The organism is Rhizobium sp. PDO1-076 (genome assembly GCF_000247475.1).
Taxonomy (GTDB): domain Bacteria; phylum Pseudomonadota; class Alphaproteobacteria; order Rhizobiales; family Rhizobiaceae; genus Allorhizobium.
The window spans coordinates 78,966-98,790 of sequence record NZ_AHZC01000386.1 but is presented as its reverse complement, the minus strand read 5'-3'; the positions used below and the strand labels follow the sequence as shown (position 1 = coordinate 98,790).

13 protein-coding genes are annotated in these 19,825 nt (G+C 60.0%); 11 read left to right on the top strand and 2 right to left on the bottom strand.

Annotated elements, in window-relative coordinates:
- Positions 1-32: 32 nt before the first annotated feature.
- Together arfB and PDO_RS18920 are read right to left on the bottom strand one after the other, a co-directional pair.
- Positions 33-467, bottom strand: coding sequence for an alternative ribosome rescue aminoacyl-tRNA hydrolase ArfB (arfB, locus tag PDO_RS18925; RefSeq protein ID WP_007605724.1), 435 nt, complete (start codon positions 465-467; stop codon positions 33-35).
- Positions 468-588: 121 nt separating this feature from the next.
- The gene (locus tag PDO_RS18920; protein WP_007605722.1) at positions 589-2,199 is read right to left on the bottom strand and encodes a phosphoenolpyruvate carboxykinase; all 1,611 of its coding nucleotides are present in this window, start codon (positions 2,197-2,199) and stop codon (positions 589-591) included.
- A 357-nt stretch (positions 2,200-2,556) separates the two neighbouring features.
- Here PDO_RS18920 and PDO_RS18915 point away from each other — a divergent pair, with 357 nt between their 5' ends.
- The 11 genes from PDO_RS18915 (at position 2,557) to addA (ending at position 19,780) form a co-directional block, all read left to right on the top strand.
- Positions 2,557-3,282: a response regulator transcription factor gene (locus PDO_RS18915; protein ID WP_085995842.1), complete on the top strand. Its 726-nt coding sequence runs from the start codon at positions 2,557-2,559 to the stop codon at positions 3,280-3,282.
- A gap of 112 nt (positions 3,283-3,394) precedes the next feature.
- Positions 3,395-5,176, top strand: a complete 1,782-nt coding sequence (locus PDO_RS18910) for a sensor histidine kinase (protein ID WP_007605718.1) — start codon at positions 3,395-3,397, stop codon at positions 5,174-5,176.
- The gene (locus PDO_RS18905; protein ID WP_007605715.1) at positions 5,173-5,619 is read left to right on the top strand and encodes an HPr kinase/phosphorylase; all 447 of its coding nucleotides are present in this window, start codon (positions 5,173-5,175) and stop codon (positions 5,617-5,619) included. The genes PDO_RS18910 and PDO_RS18905 overlap by 4 nt, the downstream gene beginning before the upstream one ends.
- 108 nt (positions 5,620-5,727) lie before the next feature.
- Positions 5,728-6,129 carry a PTS sugar transporter subunit IIA gene (locus PDO_RS18900; protein WP_007605712.1) on the top strand — a complete coding sequence of 134 codons (402 nt, stop codon included), beginning with the start codon at positions 5,728-5,730 and terminating at the stop codon, positions 6,127-6,129.
- Between the two features lie 6 nt (positions 6,130-6,135).
- A complete protein-coding gene (locus tag PDO_RS18895; protein WP_007605706.1) occupies positions 6,136-6,414 on the top strand; it encodes an HPr family phosphocarrier protein in 279 nt (92 codons plus the stop codon).
- Between the two features lie 165 nt (positions 6,415-6,579).
- Positions 6,580-7,977, top strand: coding sequence for an adenosylhomocysteinase (gene ahcY / locus PDO_RS18890; protein WP_007605705.1), 1,398 nt, complete (start codon positions 6,580-6,582; stop codon positions 7,975-7,977).
- A 242-nt stretch (positions 7,978-8,219) separates the two neighbouring features.
- Positions 8,220-10,766 (top strand): PAS domain-containing sensor histidine kinase, encoded by a 2,547-nt coding sequence (locus tag PDO_RS18885; RefSeq protein ID WP_007605704.1) that lies wholly within the window; start codon positions 8,220-8,222, stop codon positions 10,764-10,766.
- Positions 10,763-12,292: a bifunctional tRNA (adenosine(37)-N6)-threonylcarbamoyltransferase complex ATPase subunit type 1 TsaE/phosphotransferase gene (locus PDO_RS18880; RefSeq protein ID WP_007605703.1), complete on the top strand. Its 1,530-nt coding sequence runs from the start codon at positions 10,763-10,765 to the stop codon at positions 12,290-12,292. Before PDO_RS18885 ends, PDO_RS18880 begins: the two co-directional genes overlap by 4 nt.
- A 5-nt stretch (positions 12,293-12,297) precedes the next feature.
- Positions 12,298-13,029: a nucleotidyltransferase family protein gene (locus PDO_RS18875; protein ID WP_007605701.1), complete on the top strand. Its 732-nt coding sequence runs from the start codon at positions 12,298-12,300 to the stop codon at positions 13,027-13,029.
- Positions 13,030-13,032: 3 nt separating this feature from the next.
- Complete coding sequence (gene addB / locus PDO_RS18870) at positions 13,033-16,224, top strand: double-strand break repair protein AddB (protein ID WP_007605699.1); 3,192 nt, start codon at positions 13,033-13,035, stop codon at positions 16,222-16,224.
- Positions 16,217-19,780, top strand: a complete 3,564-nt coding sequence (gene addA / locus PDO_RS18865; RefSeq protein ID WP_007605690.1) for a double-strand break repair helicase AddA — start codon at positions 16,217-16,219, stop codon at positions 19,778-19,780. The genes addB and addA overlap by 8 nt, the downstream gene beginning before the upstream one ends.
- The last annotated feature ends 45 nt before the right edge of the window (positions 19,781-19,825 follow it).

Below are 19,825 nucleotides of genomic sequence, written 5' to 3'. Positions count from 1 at the left end.
ACAAGTGATTTTCTAATTTAAAGACAGCTGAATTAGTCTCCACCCGGTCTGCCGCGCATTTTTTTCACCTCGGAGCGCCCGGACTTTTCCTTCAGACGGCGCTCCACCGATCCTTTGGTTGGCTTAGTTTTGCGCCGCGGTGGTGGTGGCGGTTCGGCGGCCTTCAGGATCAGTTCCTTCAGGCGTTCGCGCGCATCTTCGCGATTGCGTTCCTGGCTGCGAAATCGATTGGCCTCGATCATCAGCACGCCTTCCTTGGACAGGCGCCGGCCAGCCAATGCCGCCGCATTCTGCTTGACCCGATCATTGAGGGCGGGCGATCCGAGGATGTTGAAGAACAGTTGAACAGCCGTCGAGACCTTGTTGACGTTCTGGCCGCCCGGGCCACCGGCCAGAACGAACTGCTCGGCCAGTTCCCAGCCCGCTATGGTGATGCGGTTGTTGATGTAAAGCGGATCGCTGGCCATAGTTCTTCACGTCGTGTCTGTCAGACATTCCATATCGGCAACAAACAGCAACAAGGCAAGCGACAAGAAAAGGCCCGGCGAAACTCCACCGGGCCTTTCATGTCAGTTTCTGAAGCCGGACTTATTCGGCTGCGATCGCAACACCAGGCGCCGCGTCGCGCACCTTGCCATCGACATGGGCTTCAAACTTGGCGAAGTTGTTGATGAACATGCCGACGAGTTTCCTGGCTTGCACGTCATAGGCGGCCCCATCGGACCAGGTCGAGCGCGGGTCGAGGATCTTGGTATCGACACCATCCACGACCACTGGAACGGCAAATCCGAAGTTCGGATCCGTCCGCATCTCGGCCTTTTTCAACTCGCCCCTCAACGCAGCCGTGAGCAAAGCGCGAGTCGCCTTGATCGGCATGCGGTTGCCGGTGCCGTAAGCGCCACCGGTCCAGCCGGTGTTGACCAGCCAGCAGTCGACCTCGTGACGGGCAATCAAATCGCGCAGCAGGTTGCCGTATTCGGTCGGATGACGCGGCATGAACGGCGCACCAAAGCAGGTCGAGAAGGTTGCTTCCGGCTCGGTCACGCCCTTTTCCGTGCCGGCAACCTTGGCGGTATAACCAGACAGGAAGTGGTACATGGCCTGCTCAGGCGTCAGGCGGGCGATCGGCGGCAGCACGCCAAAGGCATCGGCCGTCAGCATGATGATCGTCTTCGGATGCGGTGCAGTACCGGTTTCCGATGCGTTTGGAATAAAGTGCAGCGGATAGGCACAGCGGGTATTTTCGGTCAGCGAGCCATCGTTGAAATCCGGAATGCGGTTTTCGTCGAGAACGACGTTTTCGAGAACCGTGCCGAAACGCTTGGTCGTGGCGTAGATCTCCGGCTCAGCTTCAGCCGAAAGACGGATGGTCTTGGCATAGCAACCGCCCTCAAAGTTGAAGATGCCGTTTTCACCCCAGCCATGCTCGTCGTCGCCAACCAGCGTTCGGCTCGGATCGGCAGACAGCGTCGTCTTGCCAGTGCCCGACAGGCCGAAGAAGACGGCAGCATCGCCATCCGGACCGACATTGGCCGAGCAATGCATCGGCATAACGCCCTTTGGCGGCAGAAGGTAGTTAAGGACCGTGAAGACCGACTTTTTCATCTCACCGGCATAGGACGTGCCGCCTATCAGAACGATGCCATTGGTCAGGTCGCAAGCAATGACCGTCTCGCTGCGGCAGCCGTGGCGGTCTGGATCCGCGCGGAAGCTCGGCAGGTCGATGATCGTCAGCTTGGGTACAAACGCAGCGAGAGCCGAACGGTCGGGACGAATCAGAAGATTGCGGATGAACAGCGAATGCCAGGCGAATTCCGTCACAACGCGGGTCGGAAGCGCATTGTCCTTGTCGGCACCACCGATCAGATCCTGAACGAACAGATCCTTGCCTGCAGCATGAGCAAGCATGTCCCGGTGCAGGACGGAAAAATGCTCAGGCGACAGTGGCTTGTTGTTGTCCCACCAGATTTGGCCATCTGCCTTGCCATCGCGCACGACAAACTTGTCCTTGGCGGAACGCCCGGTGTGCTGACCAGTCAGGGCGCGCAATGCGCCATCCGCAGTGAGCTCAGCCTCGCCGCGGCGAATCGATTCCTCGTAAAGGAGGCCTTCGCCCAGGTTGTAGCGAACGCTGGCGGCATTGCCGAGACCGATCGTCGCGACCCCAATTGCGGGGTTATTTACACCGAATTCCTCCATGGGCGCGCATCCTCTCAACGTGAGCCACAATACTTGAATAGGTAGAAATTAGTCGGTGAATTTTAGAAAGGCAAGTGGGGCTTCTTAAATAATATAATGATATCAATTATTTAATCGATTTAAATTGCTGAAAGCATTTTTAAATCGTTTAGTTCTCGTTCCATTCCAAGGGGAGGCACAACCCAAGAGGGTGCTTCAGGCAGTGATCTGCGCGCGCCAAGAGCCTCAGCAACATCGTCCCTTTATCTTTGCCACAATTTGTTCCACCTTTATCCCCATTAAGCACTGCCATGCCACCAGAGCTGGGCTGGGTGACACACCAGGAGCAGCGCTTACATGACGATGGAGACGTACAGCATGCAGACGATCGCGCTCGTGGATGACGACCGCAATATCCTCACTTCGGTCTCGATCGCGCTCGAGGCAGAAGGATACAAGGTCGAGACCTATACCGATGGCGCCTCTGCGCTGGACGGCCTGCTCGCACGGCCTCCGCAGCTTGCCATCTTCGACATCAAGATGCCGCGCATGGACGGCATGGAACTGCTGCGTCGTCTGCGCCAGAAATCTGACATTCCCGTCATCTTCCTTACCTCCAAGGATGAGGAAATCGACGAACTGTTCGGCTTGAAAATGGGTGCTGACGATTTCATCACCAAGCCGTTTTCGCAGCGGCTGCTGGTGGAGCGCGTCAAGGCAATCCTGCGCCGGGCAGCCAATCGCGAAAACCTGTCCGCCATCGGCGGCCCCGGCAAGCCAACGGCCGAGCAACAAGCTCGAACGCTGGAGCGCGGCCAACTGGTGATGGACCAGGAACGCCATACCTGCACCTGGAAGGGCGATCCAGTGACCCTGACGGTCACCGAATTCCTCATCCTGCAGTCGCTCGCACAGCGCCCCGGCGTTGTCAAAAGCCGCGACGCGCTGATGGACGCAGCTTACGATGAGCAGGTTTATGTCGACGACCGAACCATCGACAGCCATATCAAACGGCTGCGCAAGAAGTTCAAAATGGTCGATACGGACTTCGACATGATTGAAACGCTCTACGGCGTGGGCTACCGCTTCCGCGAAGCAGCGTGAACAAACCTGACCGTTGACCGCGGAGATCTGCCGAGACTTGGGGCTCATGGTCCTGGGCAAATGGCTTCGGCTTGAGCACTAGCGGTTAGAACGGCAGGCGAAAGGGTGGAGTTTGGCCAAGCAGGTAGATGAAGACACCTTGGAGGAGCTGGAAGGCGCCTCGGAGTCGCGCCGGCTCTTTACCCACCCGTTCACCCTGATCCGGCGCATCTTCGGCCATGCTCTGTTTTCGAGCCTGACACGGCGGATTGTCTTCTTCAATCTGGCGGCCCTGATCGTTCTGGTCGGCGGGATCATGTATCTCAATCAGTTCCGCGAGGGACTGATTGATGCGCGTGTCGAGAGCCTGCTCACCCAAGGGGAAATCATCGCCGGCGCAATTTCCGCGTCGGCGTCGGTTGATACCAATTCGATCACCATCGACCCGGAAAAACTGCTGGAGTTGCAGGCCGGCCAAAGCATCACGCCGGTCCCGAATGACGAAGACCTGGAATTTCCGATCAATCCGGAGCGCGTCGCACCCGTGTTGCGCCGGCTCATCTCACCGACGCGCACTCGCGCCCGGCTGTTCGACGCCGATGCCAATCTGCTGCTCGATTCCCGTCATCTCTATTCCCGCGGCCAGGTCCTGCGTTTCGACCTGCCGCCGGTGGACAATGATTCCTCAAGCCTGACCAACTGGGTAGCGCGGATCTTCAACACGGTACTGCAGCCGGGCAATCTGCCGGTCTATAAGGAAGCACCCGGTGGCGACGGTTCGATCTATCCGGAAGTGATGAATGCGCTGACCGGTGTGCGTGGTGCCGTGGTCCGAGTGACGGATCAGGGCGAGCTGATCGTTTCTGTTGCCGTGCCGGTCCAGCGTTTCCGCGCCGTACTCGGCGTGCTCCTGCTGTCCACCCAGGCCGGCGATATCGACAAGATCGTACATGCCGAGCGCCTGGCGATCATGCGCGTCTTCGGCGTGGCGACGCTCGTCAACATCGTCGTGTCGCTGCTCCTGTCCTCGACCATCGCCAATCCGCTGCGCCGGCTTGCGGCAGCGGCCATCCGGGTGCGTCGCGGTGCGCGCGAGCGCGAAGAAATCCCGGACTTCTCGGCCCGTCAGGACGAAATCGGCAACCTGTCGATCGCCTTGCGCGAGATGACAACCGCACTCTATGACCGCATCGATGCAATCGAGAGTTTTGCAGCGGATGTCAGCCATGAGCTGAAGAACCCCCTCACCTCGCTGCGGTCTGCCGTCGAGACGCTGCCTCTGGCCAAGTCCGATCAGTCGCGGCAGCGGCTGATGGATATCATCCAGCACGACGTGCGGCGCCTCGACCGGCTGATCAGCGACATTTCCGACGCCTCACGCCTTGATGCGGAGCTAGCACGTTCCGACGCCAAGCCGGTCGACATGGAGGTCCTGCTATCGAGCCTCGTGGATATCTCGCGCGAAATCCGCAGCGGCAAGAAGGCTGTCGAAATCGACTATATCATCGACCAGAAGCCTGGTTCCAAGGCGCGGTTCCTGGTCAATGGCCATGACCTGCGTCTGGGGCAGATCATCACCAACCTGATCGAAAATGCCCGCTCCTTCGTTCCCGAACAGGGCGGCCGGATCAGGGTTCGCCTGTCGCGCACACGTGGGCGATGCCTGGTTCAGATCGAAGACAATGGCCCCGGCATCCAGGCCGAGAATATCGACCGTATTTTCGAGCGCTTCTACACCGACCGTCCTGATGGAGAGAGCTTTGGCCAGAATTCCGGTCTTGGCCTGTCGATCAGCCGACAGATCGCAGAAGCACATGGCGGGACGCTACGGGCAGAGAATGTCATCGATCCGGACAGCAAGGCACTGCTGGGCGCGCGCTTCGTTCTCACTCTTCCGATCGATGCTCCGGCATGACAGACATTGGCGAAAACATTCACGCGAGCGCCATCATCGTTGACGGGATCGGTCTGATATTCGTTGGCCCGTCAGGAGCCGGAAAATCGTCCTTGGCCTTTGACTGCATGGCCGAAGCGCGTCTTGGCGGACAGTCCTCGGCACTGATCTCCGACGACCGGGTGATCGTTTCGCGCGAAGATGACCAGATCATCGGACGCGGGCCAGCCAGCATCCGCGGGCTTCTTGAATTGCGCCACAGCGGTATCGTCAGGATGCAGTGGGTCGAGCAGGCTCCGCTGCACTACGCAATCGTGCCCGTCGCGTCGGCTGACGCCGACCGATTGCCACCGGATCAGGAACAATTGGAAGTCACGAAAACAATTCACCTTCCCGTTATCCGTGTCCCCCAGTCTGTCCGATTTCCACTTTCCCATATCTTCGCCCTTATTCGGAGCGTATGATTCTGGGCTTGCACTTCCCATTTTCATCGCCAAGATGGCCTCGTGCTGATAGACGGAGCCTCCGTGTTGCGTTATTTGGCCAATGTTTGCGCTAAGGGGCAGTAAAGAATGATCGGACTTGTGCTTGTCACACATGGCAAGCTGGCTGAAGAGTTTCACCATGCGGTGGAGCATGTCGTCGGCCCACAAAAAAATATCGAGACCGTTTCGATCGGCCCGGATGATGATATGGACCAGCGCCGTCAGGACATTCTTGACGCGGTTCTGCGGGCCGATGACGGCCATGGTGTAATTATCCTGACCGACATGTTTGGCGGGACACCCTCCAATCTCGCAATTTCTGTCATGAACAACGGCCGGATCGAGGTCATCGCCGGCGTCAACCTGCCGATGCTGATCAAACTCGCCGGTGTGCGCGGTGACAATGACATGGACCGGGCGCTGATCGAGGCATCCGAAGCCGGGCGCAAATACATCAACGTTGCCAGCCGTGTGCTCAGCGGAAAGTAAGACATCATGACTGGTCCGATCGCCCGCGAAATGCTGATCATCAACAAACGCGGACTGCATGCACGTGCTTCGGCGAAATTCGTCCAGATGGTCGGCGGCTTCGATGCAGCCGTGAGCGTGTCCAAGGATGGCACCACCGTCGGTGGTACGTCGATCATGGGGCTGATGATGCTGGCCGCAAGCCCCGGATGCTCGATCCATGTCAGCGCCACCGGCAATCAGGCGATCGCCGTCATAGAGGCGCTGGAAACGCTGATTGCCGACAAGTTTGGCGAAGAGATTTAACCGATCACACATAAAGACATAAAGACTTCTTTATGTCTAATTGCCAATGCCCCCGATCCCTGTTACAGAGGCGGCATGGCCTGCAATGGTTGTTGCGGGCGGCACATCCGTATCGGTCCTGTCAGCGAATGCCGGGAACCGGGCCACATTTAGCCGGAGAACACCATGAGCCAACATGATTACGTCATTGCCGATATCGGTCTCGCCGATTTCGGACGCAAGGAACTCGACATCGCCGAAACCGAAATGCCGGGCCTGATGTCCTGCCGCAGCGAATTCGGCGACAGCAAGCCGCTCAAGGGTGCACGCATCACCGGCTCCCTGCACATGACTATCCAGACGGGCGTTTTGATTGAAACGCTGATCGCTCTCGGCGCCGAAGTGCGCTGGGCATCGTGCAACATCTTCTCGACCCAGGACCATGCTGCTGCTGCTATCGCCGCTGCCGGCATTCCGGTCTTCGCCGTCAAGGGCGAATCACTGACCGAGTATTGGGAATACACCGACAAGATCTTCCAGTGGACCGATGGTGGCTTCTCCAACATGATCCTCGATGATGGCGGCGATGCCACCATGTACATCCTGCTCGGCGCCCGCGCCGAAGCTGGCGAGGACGTTCTGTCCAATCCGCAGTCGGAAGAAGAAGAAATCCTCGTCGCGCAGATCAAGAAGCGCCTGGCTGCAACACCTGGCTGGTTCACCAAGCAGCGCGATGCCATCAAGGGCGTGACCGAAGAAACCACCACGGGCGTGCACCGCCTGTACGAACTTTCAAAGAAGGGTCTCCTTCCCTTCCCGGCGATCAACGTCAACGACTCGGTCACCAAGTCGAAGTTCGACAACAAGTACGGCTGCAAGGAATCGCTGGTCGACGGCATCCGCCGCGGTACGGACGTGATGATGGCCGGCAAGGTTGCCGTCGTCTGCGGCTATGGCGACGTCGGCAAGGGTTCGGCCGCCTCGCTCCAGGGCGCCGGTGCCCGCGTCAAGGTCACGGAAGTTGATCCGATCTGCGCGCTTCAGGCCGCCATGGATGGCTTTGAGGTCGTCACGCTGGAGGACGTTGTTTCTTCGGCCGACATCTTCATCACCACGACCGGCAACAAGGACGTCATCCGCATCGAGCATATGCGCGAGATGAAGGACATGGCGATCGTCGGCAATATCGGCCACTTTGACAACGAGATCCAGGTTGCCGCGCTGAAGAACCTCAAGTGGACCAACGTCAAGCCGCAGGTCGACATGATCGAGTTCCCGAAGGGCAACCGCATGATCCTCCTGTCGGAAGGTCGCCTGCTGAACCTCGGAAATGCAACCGGCCACCCATCCTTCGTGATGTCGGCCTCGTTCACCAACCAGACGCTGGCCCAGATCGAGTTGTTCACCAAGCCCGGCGAATACAAGAACGACGTCTACGTTCTGCCAAAGCACCTCGATGAAAAGGTCGCCCGTCTGCATCTCGCCAAGCTCGGCGTGAAGCTGACCGAACTTTCTAGCGAGCAGGCTGCCTATATCGGCGTCACGCAGCAGGGTCCTTTCAAGTCTGAACACTATCGCTATTAATTAATCTCTGCATAATACCAGATGTGGTAGGCGCGGCATTGACAAATGCCGCGCCTTCTTTTTTGCCCGCCGGCCTTCCCGACACTTTCCATCGGCGGTATTGTTTAGGACTTGATTCGTGGACCGCCCGATGGGCGTGGACTCGAAATCGGATGTCTTGTCGACGATGCGGCACATAATAAGACGGAGACAGACCGAGCATGTCGGTACATCAATGCGACCCGCTTTCGCGGGAGACGGCTATGACGGCGTCTAAATCTGGCCTCTGGCGGCAAATGACACATCAACAGGGGCAATCCCTTCGCTCGATCGCGCGCAAGCACGCAGTGGTCTCGTGGCGTCGTGTGCTGGCAAACGGTTCGGCTCTGGCCGGTCTGCTGCTGCCGGCGCTTGCTCATGCCCAGACGACTGATGAAGGCGGAACGCCGCTGCTTACCAGCGTCGATATGGCGGGTTACGCGCTTGTCATCGGCGTGGTGTCGGCTGCTGTGTTTTCATCGATCCTGCTGATCCGCCAACGCAATCGCCTGGAATCCGAGAACCGCGACATTCGCTCGACACTGTCGGACAACCAGCAGAAGATTTCCGGCTATCATGCCGTTATTGCCGACAACAGTCGGCGGATCGTGATGTGGGACGGGCAGAACGGCAAGGCAGAGTTTCTCGGCCAGCTGCCGGCCGATACCGGCGCTCCACAATCGGACAACGAGTTTCTGGCTTTGGGACGCTGGCTGAAACCAAGTTCGGCGAGCGAACTCGAAAAGGCGATCGAAGCGCTGCGCTCAAATGCAAAAACCTTCGACCTGGTGATCGAGACACAGCGTGGTGAAGTCATCGAGGTTCAGGGCCGCCTGTCTGGTGGAAGGGCCTTTGCCCATTTTGTTGCCCTCAACAATCTGCGCGCAGAACTGGCGGAACTGAAGATCGAGCGCAACCGGCTGCGCAGCTCCATCGCGACCTTCGAATCCCTGCTCGACTCGATCGAGCAGCCGGTCTGGCAGCGTGACGGCGACGGTCGCCTGACCTGGGTCAACCAGGCCTATTGCGAAGCGGTAGAAGCCAGCTCTCCCGACCAGGCAATCCAGGAGGGACGCGAAGTCCTGAGCAGCCTGACACGCGAGAAGATCAAGGCGAGCACGACGCCGGAATCACCGTTCCACGACACTGTATCGACCGCCGTACGCGGCGCGCGAACCTTCTTCGACGTTGTCGATATCCGCGGCCCCGGCGGTTCGTGCGGCATGGCAATCGATGTCTCCGGCACCGAAGCCTTGCGCGAGGAACTGGCCCGTACGCTGAAAAGCCATGCCGAAACACTCGATCATCTCGGCACCCCGGTCGCGATCTTCGACGGCGAGCGTCGGTTGCAGTTCTACAATCAGGCCTTTGTCTCGCTCTGGGCACTGGAACCGAAATTCCTCGAATCGAAACCCGACAACGCCGAAATTCTCGACCGTTTGCGCTCGGCGAACAAATTGCCGGAGCAGCTGAGCTGGAAGGCGTGGAAGGAAAATACCCTTTCCGTCTATCGATCGCTCGAGACTCAGACCGATCTCTGGCATCTGCCGAATGGCCAGACCCTGCGCGTCATCGCGTCAGCGCATCCGCAAGGCGGCGCAACCTGGGTGTTCGAGAACCTGACCGAACAGGTCGATCTCGAGACACGCTACAACACCCTGCTCCAGGTTCAGGGCGAAACCATCGATCACCTGTCGGAAGGTGTTGCCGTGTTCGGGCCGGATGGCCGTATTCAGCTGTCCAACCCGGCATTCCGCGCGCTCTGGGGTGTCACCGACGCCGAGACTGCCGTTGGTACGCATATCCGCACGATCGAGGCCACCTGCGCGCCGTCCTATGATCGGCCCGATGGCTGGAAAGCCTTTGGCAAGATCATCACCAGCTTCGAAGACGAGCGTCCGTCGAGCCAGGGCACATTGGAGCTCTATTCCGGACTTGTGCTCGACTATGCGGTCACGCCGCTGCCAAACGCCCAGACCATGCTGACCTTTGTCAACATGACCGACAGCGTTCGTGCCGAGCGGGCCTTGAAGGAAAAGAACGAAGCGCTGCGCAAGGCAGACGAGCTGAAGAACGATTTTGTCCAGCACGTTTCCTACGAGCTGCGTTCGCCACTGACCAATATCATCGGCTTTACCGACCTGCTCAAGACGCCGACTATCGGCCCGCTCAACGAGCGACAAGCCGAGTATGTCGATCATATCTCGACCTCGTCCTCGGTTCTGCTGACTATCGTCAATGATATTCTCGACCTGGCGACGGTCGATGCCGGTATCATGCAGCTCGATTATTCCGAGATCGATCTGAACGATCTGCTCGACGATGTCTCGATGCAGATGACCGATCGCCTGCAGGAAGGCGGCGTGACACTGGAGATTGCTGCGGCCAGCCAGCTTGGTTACGTCATCGCCGATCGGCAGCGCCTGAAACAGATCCTGATAAAGCTGCTGACAAACGCCGTGAACTTTGCCCCCGAGGGCTCGGTTGTCGCGATGAAATGCTGGCGCGAAGACACTGATTTTGTCTTCTCGGTGACCGACAAGGGCTGCGGCATGAGCGAAGAAATGCTTTCGACCGTGTTCGATCGTTTCTCGACGCATGGCAAGGGTGGAAAGCGCAGCGGACCGGGCCTTGGCCTGTCCATCGTACAGAGCTTTGTCAATCTGCACAGCGGCAAGGTGTCGATCGACAGCGCGCCCGGCCTTGGCACGACCGTGCATTGCCGCATCCCATCCGCCAGCGTGCCGCAAGCCATCGCCGCCGCAGAATGAGCGAACGCCTACCCCCGATCATGCTGGATCTGCCGGACGATGCGGCAACCAAGCGGCTGGGTGAGGATCTGGCACTGGCAGTGCAGGCGGGCGATTGTCTGGCCCTGCACGGGGATCTGGGCGCCGGCAAATCGACGCTCAGCCGCGCGCTGCTTCGGGCGATCGCCGATGATCCCGAACTGGAAGTACCAAGCCCGACCTTCACGCTGGTGCAGAGCTACGAGCTTCGGCTGCCGGTCGCGCATTTCGATCTCTACCGGCTGTCAGATCCCAGCGAACTTGACGAACTCGGCTTCGACGAAGCGATTGCGACCGGAATATGTCTGGTGGAATGGCCGGACAAGGCCGGCGGGGCGTTGCCGAAATCGAGGATCGACATTCACTTTGCCTTCACCGCCGATGGCGGTCGTCACCTGACGATATCCGGCCCGGAGGTAAAGCTTGCCAGGATCCGGCGGGTCTTGCAGATCCGCGGTTTTCTCGACGAGAACGGCTATGGAAATGCCGCGCGCCGGCATCTGATGGGCGACGCCTCGACGCGAGCCTATGAATTCGTCTATCCGGTTGGCGAGCAGTCACGGCTCGTGCTGATGGATGCGCCAAAACGGCCCAACGGGCCCATCATTCGCGATGGCAAGCGCTATTCGCAAATCGCTCATATCGCGGAGGATGTCTATCCTTTCGTGGCGATCGACCAGGCTCTGCGGGAACGCGGCTTTTCGGCACCGGCTATTCTGGCCAGCGATTGCGAAGCAGGCATCCTGTTGCTTGAGGACCTTGGCAGCCAGGGCATACTCGACGAGGCGGGCCGACCGATTGCGGACCGCTACCGCGCCAGTGTCGCTTGCCTTGCCGCCATTCATGGCACGTCTTTCGAACGAGACATATCGCTTGGCGATAGTCGAACCCATGAAATCCCGGATTTCGACCGCACCGCGATGAAGATGGAAGTCGAATTGCTGATCGACTGGCATCTGCCGTGGAAACGCGGTGGTCTCGCAGTCAGCGACGACGCGCGTCGGTCTTATCTCGGCATCTGGGATGACCTGATCGATCAGCTTGCCGATACGGAGACCTCGCTGGTGCTGCGAGATTTCCATTCGCCGAACATCATCTGGCGAGGCGACAAAACCGGTCACGACCGGATCGGCATCATCGATTTCCAGGATGCGATGATCGGACCATCGGCCTATGATCTCGCGTCAATCGTCCAGGATGCACGGGTAACTGTCGAACGCCCGCTGGCCGACCAGATGATGGCCGACTATCTCGCGCTGCGGCGGATGTCGCCCGCCTTCGATGACGCTTTGTTCCAGAAAAGCTGGGCTATCATGGCCGCTCAACGCGCCTGCAAGCTGTGTGGCCTATGGGTGCGTTTGAAGGAGCGCGACGGTAAAGACGGCTATATGAAGCACATGCCGCGCACGCTTTGGCATCTGTCGGTCGCTTTCGAACATCCGGCGCTCGCCCCCTTGCGCGACTGGTGTATTGAAGCTGGAATCGAACTTCCCGAATCAGCGGCGTAGTCACAATGAAAATCACCCAAGCCATGGTGCTCGCGGCCGGTCTCGGCACGCGGATGCGGCCGATCACCGACACTATTCCAAAACCCCTGGTGAAAATCAGCGGCAAGGCGATGATCGACTACGCTCTGGAAGCGCTTGCTGAGGCTGGCGTTGAGACAGTGGTGGTCAACGTGCATCACCATGCCGACCAGATGGAAGCGCATCTCGGAGCTTGTCCGGGCATCGATATCCGAATTTCCGATGAACGCGACCGACTGATGGATTCTGGCGGCGGTTTGGTCAAAGGCTTGAAACGGCTAAGCCCGTCACCGGCATTCGTGATGAACGCCGATCTCTTTTGGATCGGCGAACCAGAGCATGAACTCTCCAACTTGCGGCAGCTTGCGGCAATGTTCGATCCGCAAACAATGGATATCGCCATGCTCTGCGCAGATCCGGAGCGGACGACCGGGCACAATGGCAAAATCGACTTTTCGCTGCATCCGGACGGCCGTTTGACCCGTTACAAAGCAGGCGATGCAAATCCTGTCATCTATGCCGGTGCACTGGTGCTGATGCCCGGTTTTCTCGCCGATGCACCGTCTGAACCATTCAACCTCAATATCTATTTCGATCGCGCCATTGCAGCCGGACGTCTGTGCGGGCTGAAACTGGCTGGCGAATGGCTGACCGTCGGAACTCCTGAGGCAATCAGCGAGGCCGAGGCGACCATCCAGCGCGTCAGCCGAGGCATATAGGCCATGGCAAGCGGTCGCACGCCACGGGTCTTCACCGTTCCAGCGGGCCTGCCTTTTCTGCGCATGCTGACACGCGCGCTGGTCGAAGGCGATCTCGTCGAAAGCTATCGCTATGATCCGGCAGATCCGCTGTCTCTGTCCAGGGTGACCATCCTAGTTCCGACCCGGCGCGCAGCCCGTGTTCTGCGGTCGGAATTCGTCGATCTGCTCGGTGGCCGTTCGGCGATCCTGCCGCAGATCAGGACCCTGGGTGAGACCGAGGACGACAGCGGTTTCTTCGACGCTGATGCGCCTTCGGCTCTCGATCTGGCGCCTCCGGTCAGCGGAACGGTGATGCTGCTCGAACTCGCCCGGCTTATCCTCGCCTGGCGAAACCAGCTACCTGAGATCGTGCGTTCCATTCATGCCGACACGCCGTTGGTTGCGCCTGCAAGCCCAGCTGATGCGGTCTGGCTGGCGCGCGCATTGACCGAATTGATCGAAGCCGCAGAAACAGAGGGCAGCGACTGGAAAAACCTGTCCAACCTGAAGGCGGAGAACTTTGCCTCCTGGTGGCAACTGACGCTGGAATTCCTGAAAATCGCCACGGCTTTCTGGCCGGCGCGTCTGGAAGAGTTGATGCGCTCCTCGCCGGCCCGTCACCGGGATGCGGTCCTGCGCGCGGAAGCGGACCGCATCCGCCGCCAGGGATCTGAAGGACCGATCATCGTCGCCGGCTCGACCGGTTCCATTCCTGCAGCGGCAGAACTGATCGCCGCGATCGCGGGACTCGATCAGGGCGTTGTGGTCCTGCCCGGGCTCGACACAAGCATGCCAGACGCGCATTGGGCCAAGCTCGACGATCGTTCGGCTCTTGACGCACTGCCAAATCCGGCCGTGCGCGGTCATTCGCAATACGGGCTCGCCCATCTGCTCAACCAGATCGGCATAAGCCGAGACGAAGTGCAGCACCTTGCGGCAGCCGATGCAGCATTGGGTGATCGCGCGGAAATCCTCTCGCGTGCCATGGCACCCGCCGAGGCAACTGATGGCTGGAAGGCCTGGCGCGACCGATTTGCCACGGACCGTTTCGGAGATGCATTTAGCGATGTCGCGCTGATCGAAGCAGCCAACGAGCGCGAAGAGGCAACCGCCATCGCGATCGCGCTTCGGCTGGGCCTGGAACAGCCCGGGGCCGACAGTGAGAGCCGCGTCGCACTGATCACGCCGGATCGCGCATTGGCGCGCCGGGTGATGGCAGAACTCGCCCGTTTCGGCATCCAGGCCGACGATTCGGCCGGCACGCCGCTGACCGGTACCCAGCAGGCCATGCTCACCCAGGTTCTGGTCGAGGCCTGCCTGCGGCCGGGCGACCCGGTAGCGATCGTCTCCCTGCTCAAGCACCCGCTGGCGCGATTCGGTTTCGATGCGGAAACCGCGCGCACGGCTGCCGACGCGCTTGAAACGATCGCATTGCGCGGTGGTATCAAATCGCTGGATCTGGCGGAGATGGAGCCACTGTTCGAGCAAGGTCTGGCGGCCCATCTCGGCGATCGACACGCACCGCAATGGCGTCAGTCACTCTCCGACGAGGCCATCACGCTGGCGCGGGAACTAGCACGACGGGTGACGGCTGCGGTGGAACCATTGGTGGGTGTTCTGGTGCGCACCGTGGATGGTCGCGTGCTGTCGAACAGGCTGGCGCTGGGAGACTGGGCGGAACGCACCGGCCGGGTGATCGAGGCCATCTGCGTGGACGAACGAGGCGATCTGGCCGGGATCTGGGGCGCGGAGGCCGGCGATACGCTGGCCGAGCTTCTGACACAGGTGATCGCGACCGAAGGGCGGATCGAGGCCGACGGTCAGCAGTGGATCGACATCGTCGCAGCTTTGATGGCCGGACAGGCCGTGAAGCCGAAGGCCATGCGCCACCCCCGGGTTTTCATTTTCGGTACGCTCGAAGCCCGGCTGCAGACTGTCGACATGATGGTGATCGGCGGAATGAACGAAGGCAGCTGGCCGGGACAGACCACCAACAATCCCTTCCTGTCACGCGTGATGAAAGCGGAGGTGGGACTTGAGCCGCCCGAACGGCAGATCGGTCAGGTCGCGCATGATTTCGAGATGGCCTGCGGCACCCGGCATCTGATCTTTTCGCGTTCATTACGCCAGGGATCGGCACCGACGGTCGCCTCGCGCTGGCTGCAGCGGCTTCTGGCGCTGGGTGGATCTGCCTTTGAGAAGGATCTCAAACAGCGCGGCGATCTCTATCGCCGCTATGTCGAACTGCTGGACGATGGCGACAACCAGGCGCCGGCACAGAGACCGGCACCCAGACCGAAGGCAGAGCTGCAACCGCGTTCCTTTACCTTCAGCGAGGTCGGTCGCTTCCGACGGGATCCCTACGCGATCTATGCCAAACGCATTCTGCGACTTGATGCCGTCGATCCGTTCAACGAGGATCCCGGTGCAGCAGAACGCGGGACACTCTATCATGGCATTGTCGATCGCTTCATCAGAGAGGCACACGATCCGGCACGCAAGGATGCCCTTGATATTCTTTATCGGATCACCGACGAGGAATTCCTCAAGGAGGGCCTGCCCCTGCATATCGACATCGTCTGGCGGCAGCGGTTCTATGGTGTGGCGCAGTCCTTTCTCAGATGGGAAAGAGAGCGCCGACCGGAGATTCGCAAGACGCTGACCGAGGTGCGCGGCAATGTCGTCTTGAAACCGATCGACATCACCATCCGGGGGATCGCCGACCGGATCGACATCAAGGGCGGCGGCCATGCCGATATCATCGACTACAAGACCGGCCTCAATCCGAGCGCTGCCCAGGCGCGAAGCCTGCTCGATCCGCAGCTGGCGCTTGAGGCCGCAGCATTGATGGAGGGGGCTTTTGGTCCCGCCGGACAACTGAAGCCAGAAAACCTGATCTATGTACGACTGAGACCAGGAGACCGGTTCGGTGCAGACCAGGTCAATAACGAGTTGTCCGGCCGGGGTGACAATCGCAAATCGGCAGCCGAACTTGCGGTCCAGGCGGTCGATGAACTGGGCAAATTCATCCAGGCGCTACAATCGGGCGAACGTGGCTTTGTCTCGCGGCTGATCCCGGCCGAGCAGACCAAATACGGTGGCGAATATGATCATCTGGCGCGTGTTGCCGAATGGTCGACCGCCGATAGCGAGGAGGTGAGTTCCGATGAGTGACGGCCCTTCCCTGCCCTCAAACCTGCCCACCAGCGATGATCCTAGTGCGTGGATCGACTGGACGACGGTTGAGCAGTCGCGCGCCTCTCATCCCGGCCAGTCCGCCTGGGTGTCGGCCAATGCCGGCTCAGGCAAGACACATGTGCTGACCCAGCGCGTCATTCGCCTTCTGCTGGCCGGTGCCCGCCCCTCCTCCATCCTTTGCCTGACCTATACAAAGGCGGCAGCTTCGGAAATGTCCAACCGTGTCTTCGACCGGCTGGCCGAATGGGCAATACTTGATGACGCCGAACTGACCAAACGCGTGACGGCCATCGAGCAGCGCGTACCGGACCGCACGACGCTTGCGACCGCACGCCAGCTCTTTGCCAAGGCGCTCGAGACGCCGGGCGGGTTGAAAATCCAGACAATCCACGCCTTCTGCGAAGCGTTGCTGCACCAGTTTCCGCTGGAGGCCAATGTCGCTGGCCATTTCAGCGTTCTCGATGACCGGGCCGCCATTGCGGTTCTCGCCGAGGCCCGACGCTCGCTGCTGACAGCGACATCGACCGAAAACAATGCGGACCTGGCGGAAGCCTTCTCCCAGGTGCTCAGCATAGCGGATGAAAGTGGGCTGGAAACGCTGATCAGCGATATCGTCGCCAATCGTCATGCCATCCGGCAGTTCCGTCGCGAATCCGCCCGCCATGGCAGCATTGACGCGGCATTGCGCCTGCGCTTCGGGATAAGTCCCGATGAAACTGAAGCATCGCGGGCGGAGGCCTATTGGCCGCTTGCAGGGCTGTCTGGCCCGGTGTTTGCCCACTATATTCGCCTGGCGCTGGAAAAGGGCGGTGAGAAGGTTCGCTCGGTTGCCGAAACGCTGGAGCGTGTGCTTGTCGAACGCGATCCCTTGGAGCGGGCAAAGCTGCTCGATGGTGCCTTCCTGACACAGGCGGAAGCCCCCAAGGCCGACAGCTCGCTGATCGCTGCCGCGATGACCAAGCTGGCGCCTGAGTTGCGGGACGCGGTCATTGCTGCCCGCGAGCATGTGGTGTCCAGCCGGGACCGGCTGCGGATCTTCCGCATGTACGAGGCGACAAAGGCAGCGCTGACGCTCGCGGTGCGGTTGGACGAAGACTATGAAGAGCTGAAGAAACGCCGGTCTCAGCTCGACTTTGAGGATCTGATCGCCCGCAGCGCAGAACTTCTGGTGCGTTCCGATGTCGGCGCCTGGGTGCACTACAAGCTCGACCAGGGCATCGATCATATCCTCGTCGACGAGGCACAGGACACGAGCCCGGTTCAATGGTCGGTCATCCGGTCGCTGCGCGAGGATTTCTTTTCAGGTGCCAGCGCCCGTCCGGGCGTGCGTACCTTCTTTGCCGTGGGTGACGAAAAGCAGTCGATCTATTCGTTCCAGGGCGCCCGTCCGGAACAGTTTTCCGTCGAGGCAAAACAGACGCAGCAGGCCGTCGACAATGGTGGCCAGACGTTCAATACAATCCGCCTGCCTCTTTCGTTCCGCTCGACCTCGGCGATCTTGTCCGCGGTCGACCAGGTATTTTCCGTCGGCGAGAACCTGCGTGGCCTGAGTGCTGGCGGCGATGCCGTCGTGCATATGTCGAGCCGTAGCGGCCACCCGGGCGAAGTCGATCTCTGGGACATGGTCGCAGCGGAAAAGCTCGACAAAAACGAGGACTGGACCGCGCCCTTCGATGCCACCCCGGAAAGCGCGCCCTCGGCCATTCTGGCGCGACGGATTGCCCATGCGATCAGCGAACTGGTGGGCAAACAGACGATCATCGAGAAAGGTGGCGAGCGGCTGATCCAGCCGGGCGATATCCTCGTCCTTGTGCGCAAGCGCGACAGTTTCGTCAATGCATTGACCCGGTCACTGAAACGTCCCTACAGCATTCCGGTCGCTGGTGCCGACCGATTGAAGCTGACCAGCCATATTGCCGTGCAGGACATGCTGGCACTGGGCCGCTTCCTGCTTCTGCCGGCTGACGATCTGTCGCTCGCTGCAATCTTGAAAAGCCCGCTGTTCAATCATGGCGAAGAGCAACTTCTCGACCTTGCCGCCGAACGGCCGGAAAAGCAGAGCCTCTGGGCACGCCTGCAGGATCTTGCAACGCAGGACGGATCGCCCTGGGCTGCAAGCTTGAGGAAACTGCAGGTTTTCCTGGAGCTTTCGCGCACTCACTCGGTGCACGACTTCTATGCCCGGGTCTTGGGCATGCATGGTGGGAGACGGGTCTATCTCGGGCGGCTCGGCACCGAAGTCAGCGACATTCTCGACGAGTTCCTGACCTTCGCTTTGTCCTTCGAAACCGCCGGGCTGCCCGGCCTGCAATCCTTCATCTCAACGCTGGAAATGGAAGCGCCGGAGGTCAAGCGCGAGCAAGACAAGGAACGCAACGAAGTCAGGATCATGACCGTGCATGCGTCGAAAGGGCTTGAGGCGCCGGTGGTGTTTCTGGTCGATGGCGGATCCAAGGCCTTCAACTCGAACCACCTGGCCAAGCTCCGTCTGCTTGAAACACACACGGAGCAACCGGCTGTTCCGATCTGGGTGCCGACCAAGGCGCTCGGCAACTCGCTCACCGAGGCAGACAGCCGGTTGCGCAGAAGCCAGACAGAGGAGGAATATCGGCGACTGCTGTATGTGGCCATGACGCGAGCGGCTGACCGGCTGATCATCTGTGGTTATCGCGGCGTTCAGGATCCCGGCGATATCTGGCACAGAATGATTGCCGATGCGCTTGCCGGTGACGAAATCCATTGCAGCCCCGCAGAGTTCAAAGGCGCAGACGGGCAATGGTCAGGTCTCAAATGGCGCCTGCCGCTTTCGCAGAAGGTCTTTCCGCTTTCGGACGAGGCGGCCGTAGACGATGTCGACCTGCATTTGCCAGTGGCGCTGTCGCGGCCACTGCCTCCGCCTGTCAGTCTTCCGCGACCGCTCAGCCCATCAGGCGTCGGCAGCATCGTTCTCGACGATACCGACGAGATTCTGACCGCCTCGGCGCTGTTCACCGAAGAAAAGAAGGCCGACCTTTCGCTGCAGCGCGGCCGGCTGGTTCACCGCATGCTGCAGACACTCCCCGCCATTCCAGCCTCTGAGCGATTGCAGGCCGCGCAGCGCTATGCCGACCGTGCCGCTCGTTTTTGGCCCCGACCGGAACGGGAAAGCCTCGTTGATACGGTGATGTCCGTGCTGGACGCACCTGGCCTTGCGCCTCTGTTTTCGAGTGCGAGCCAGCCGGAAGTGTCTGTGATGGGCACGCTCATGCTAAAAGGCGAACCTCGCGCGGTCTCCGGCCGCATCGACCGGATGGCCGTGCTGGACGACCGGGTTCTGCTTGTCGACTACAAGACCAATCGCAACCCGCCTCATCATGTGCGGGATGTACCTCTTTCCCATCGGGCACAGCTGGCGATTTACCGGGAGATCCTCAAGCCGCTTTATCCGACGAAGCCGATCGAATGCCTGCTGATCTACACGGAAACGGGGACAGTGCTGGACCTTCCGGAAGACGTGATGCGCGCCTCTCTTGCCGACCTCGAAACATCATGAGATACCGCATATTGAAATTACCGCGACGCGGCATCACATATCTAG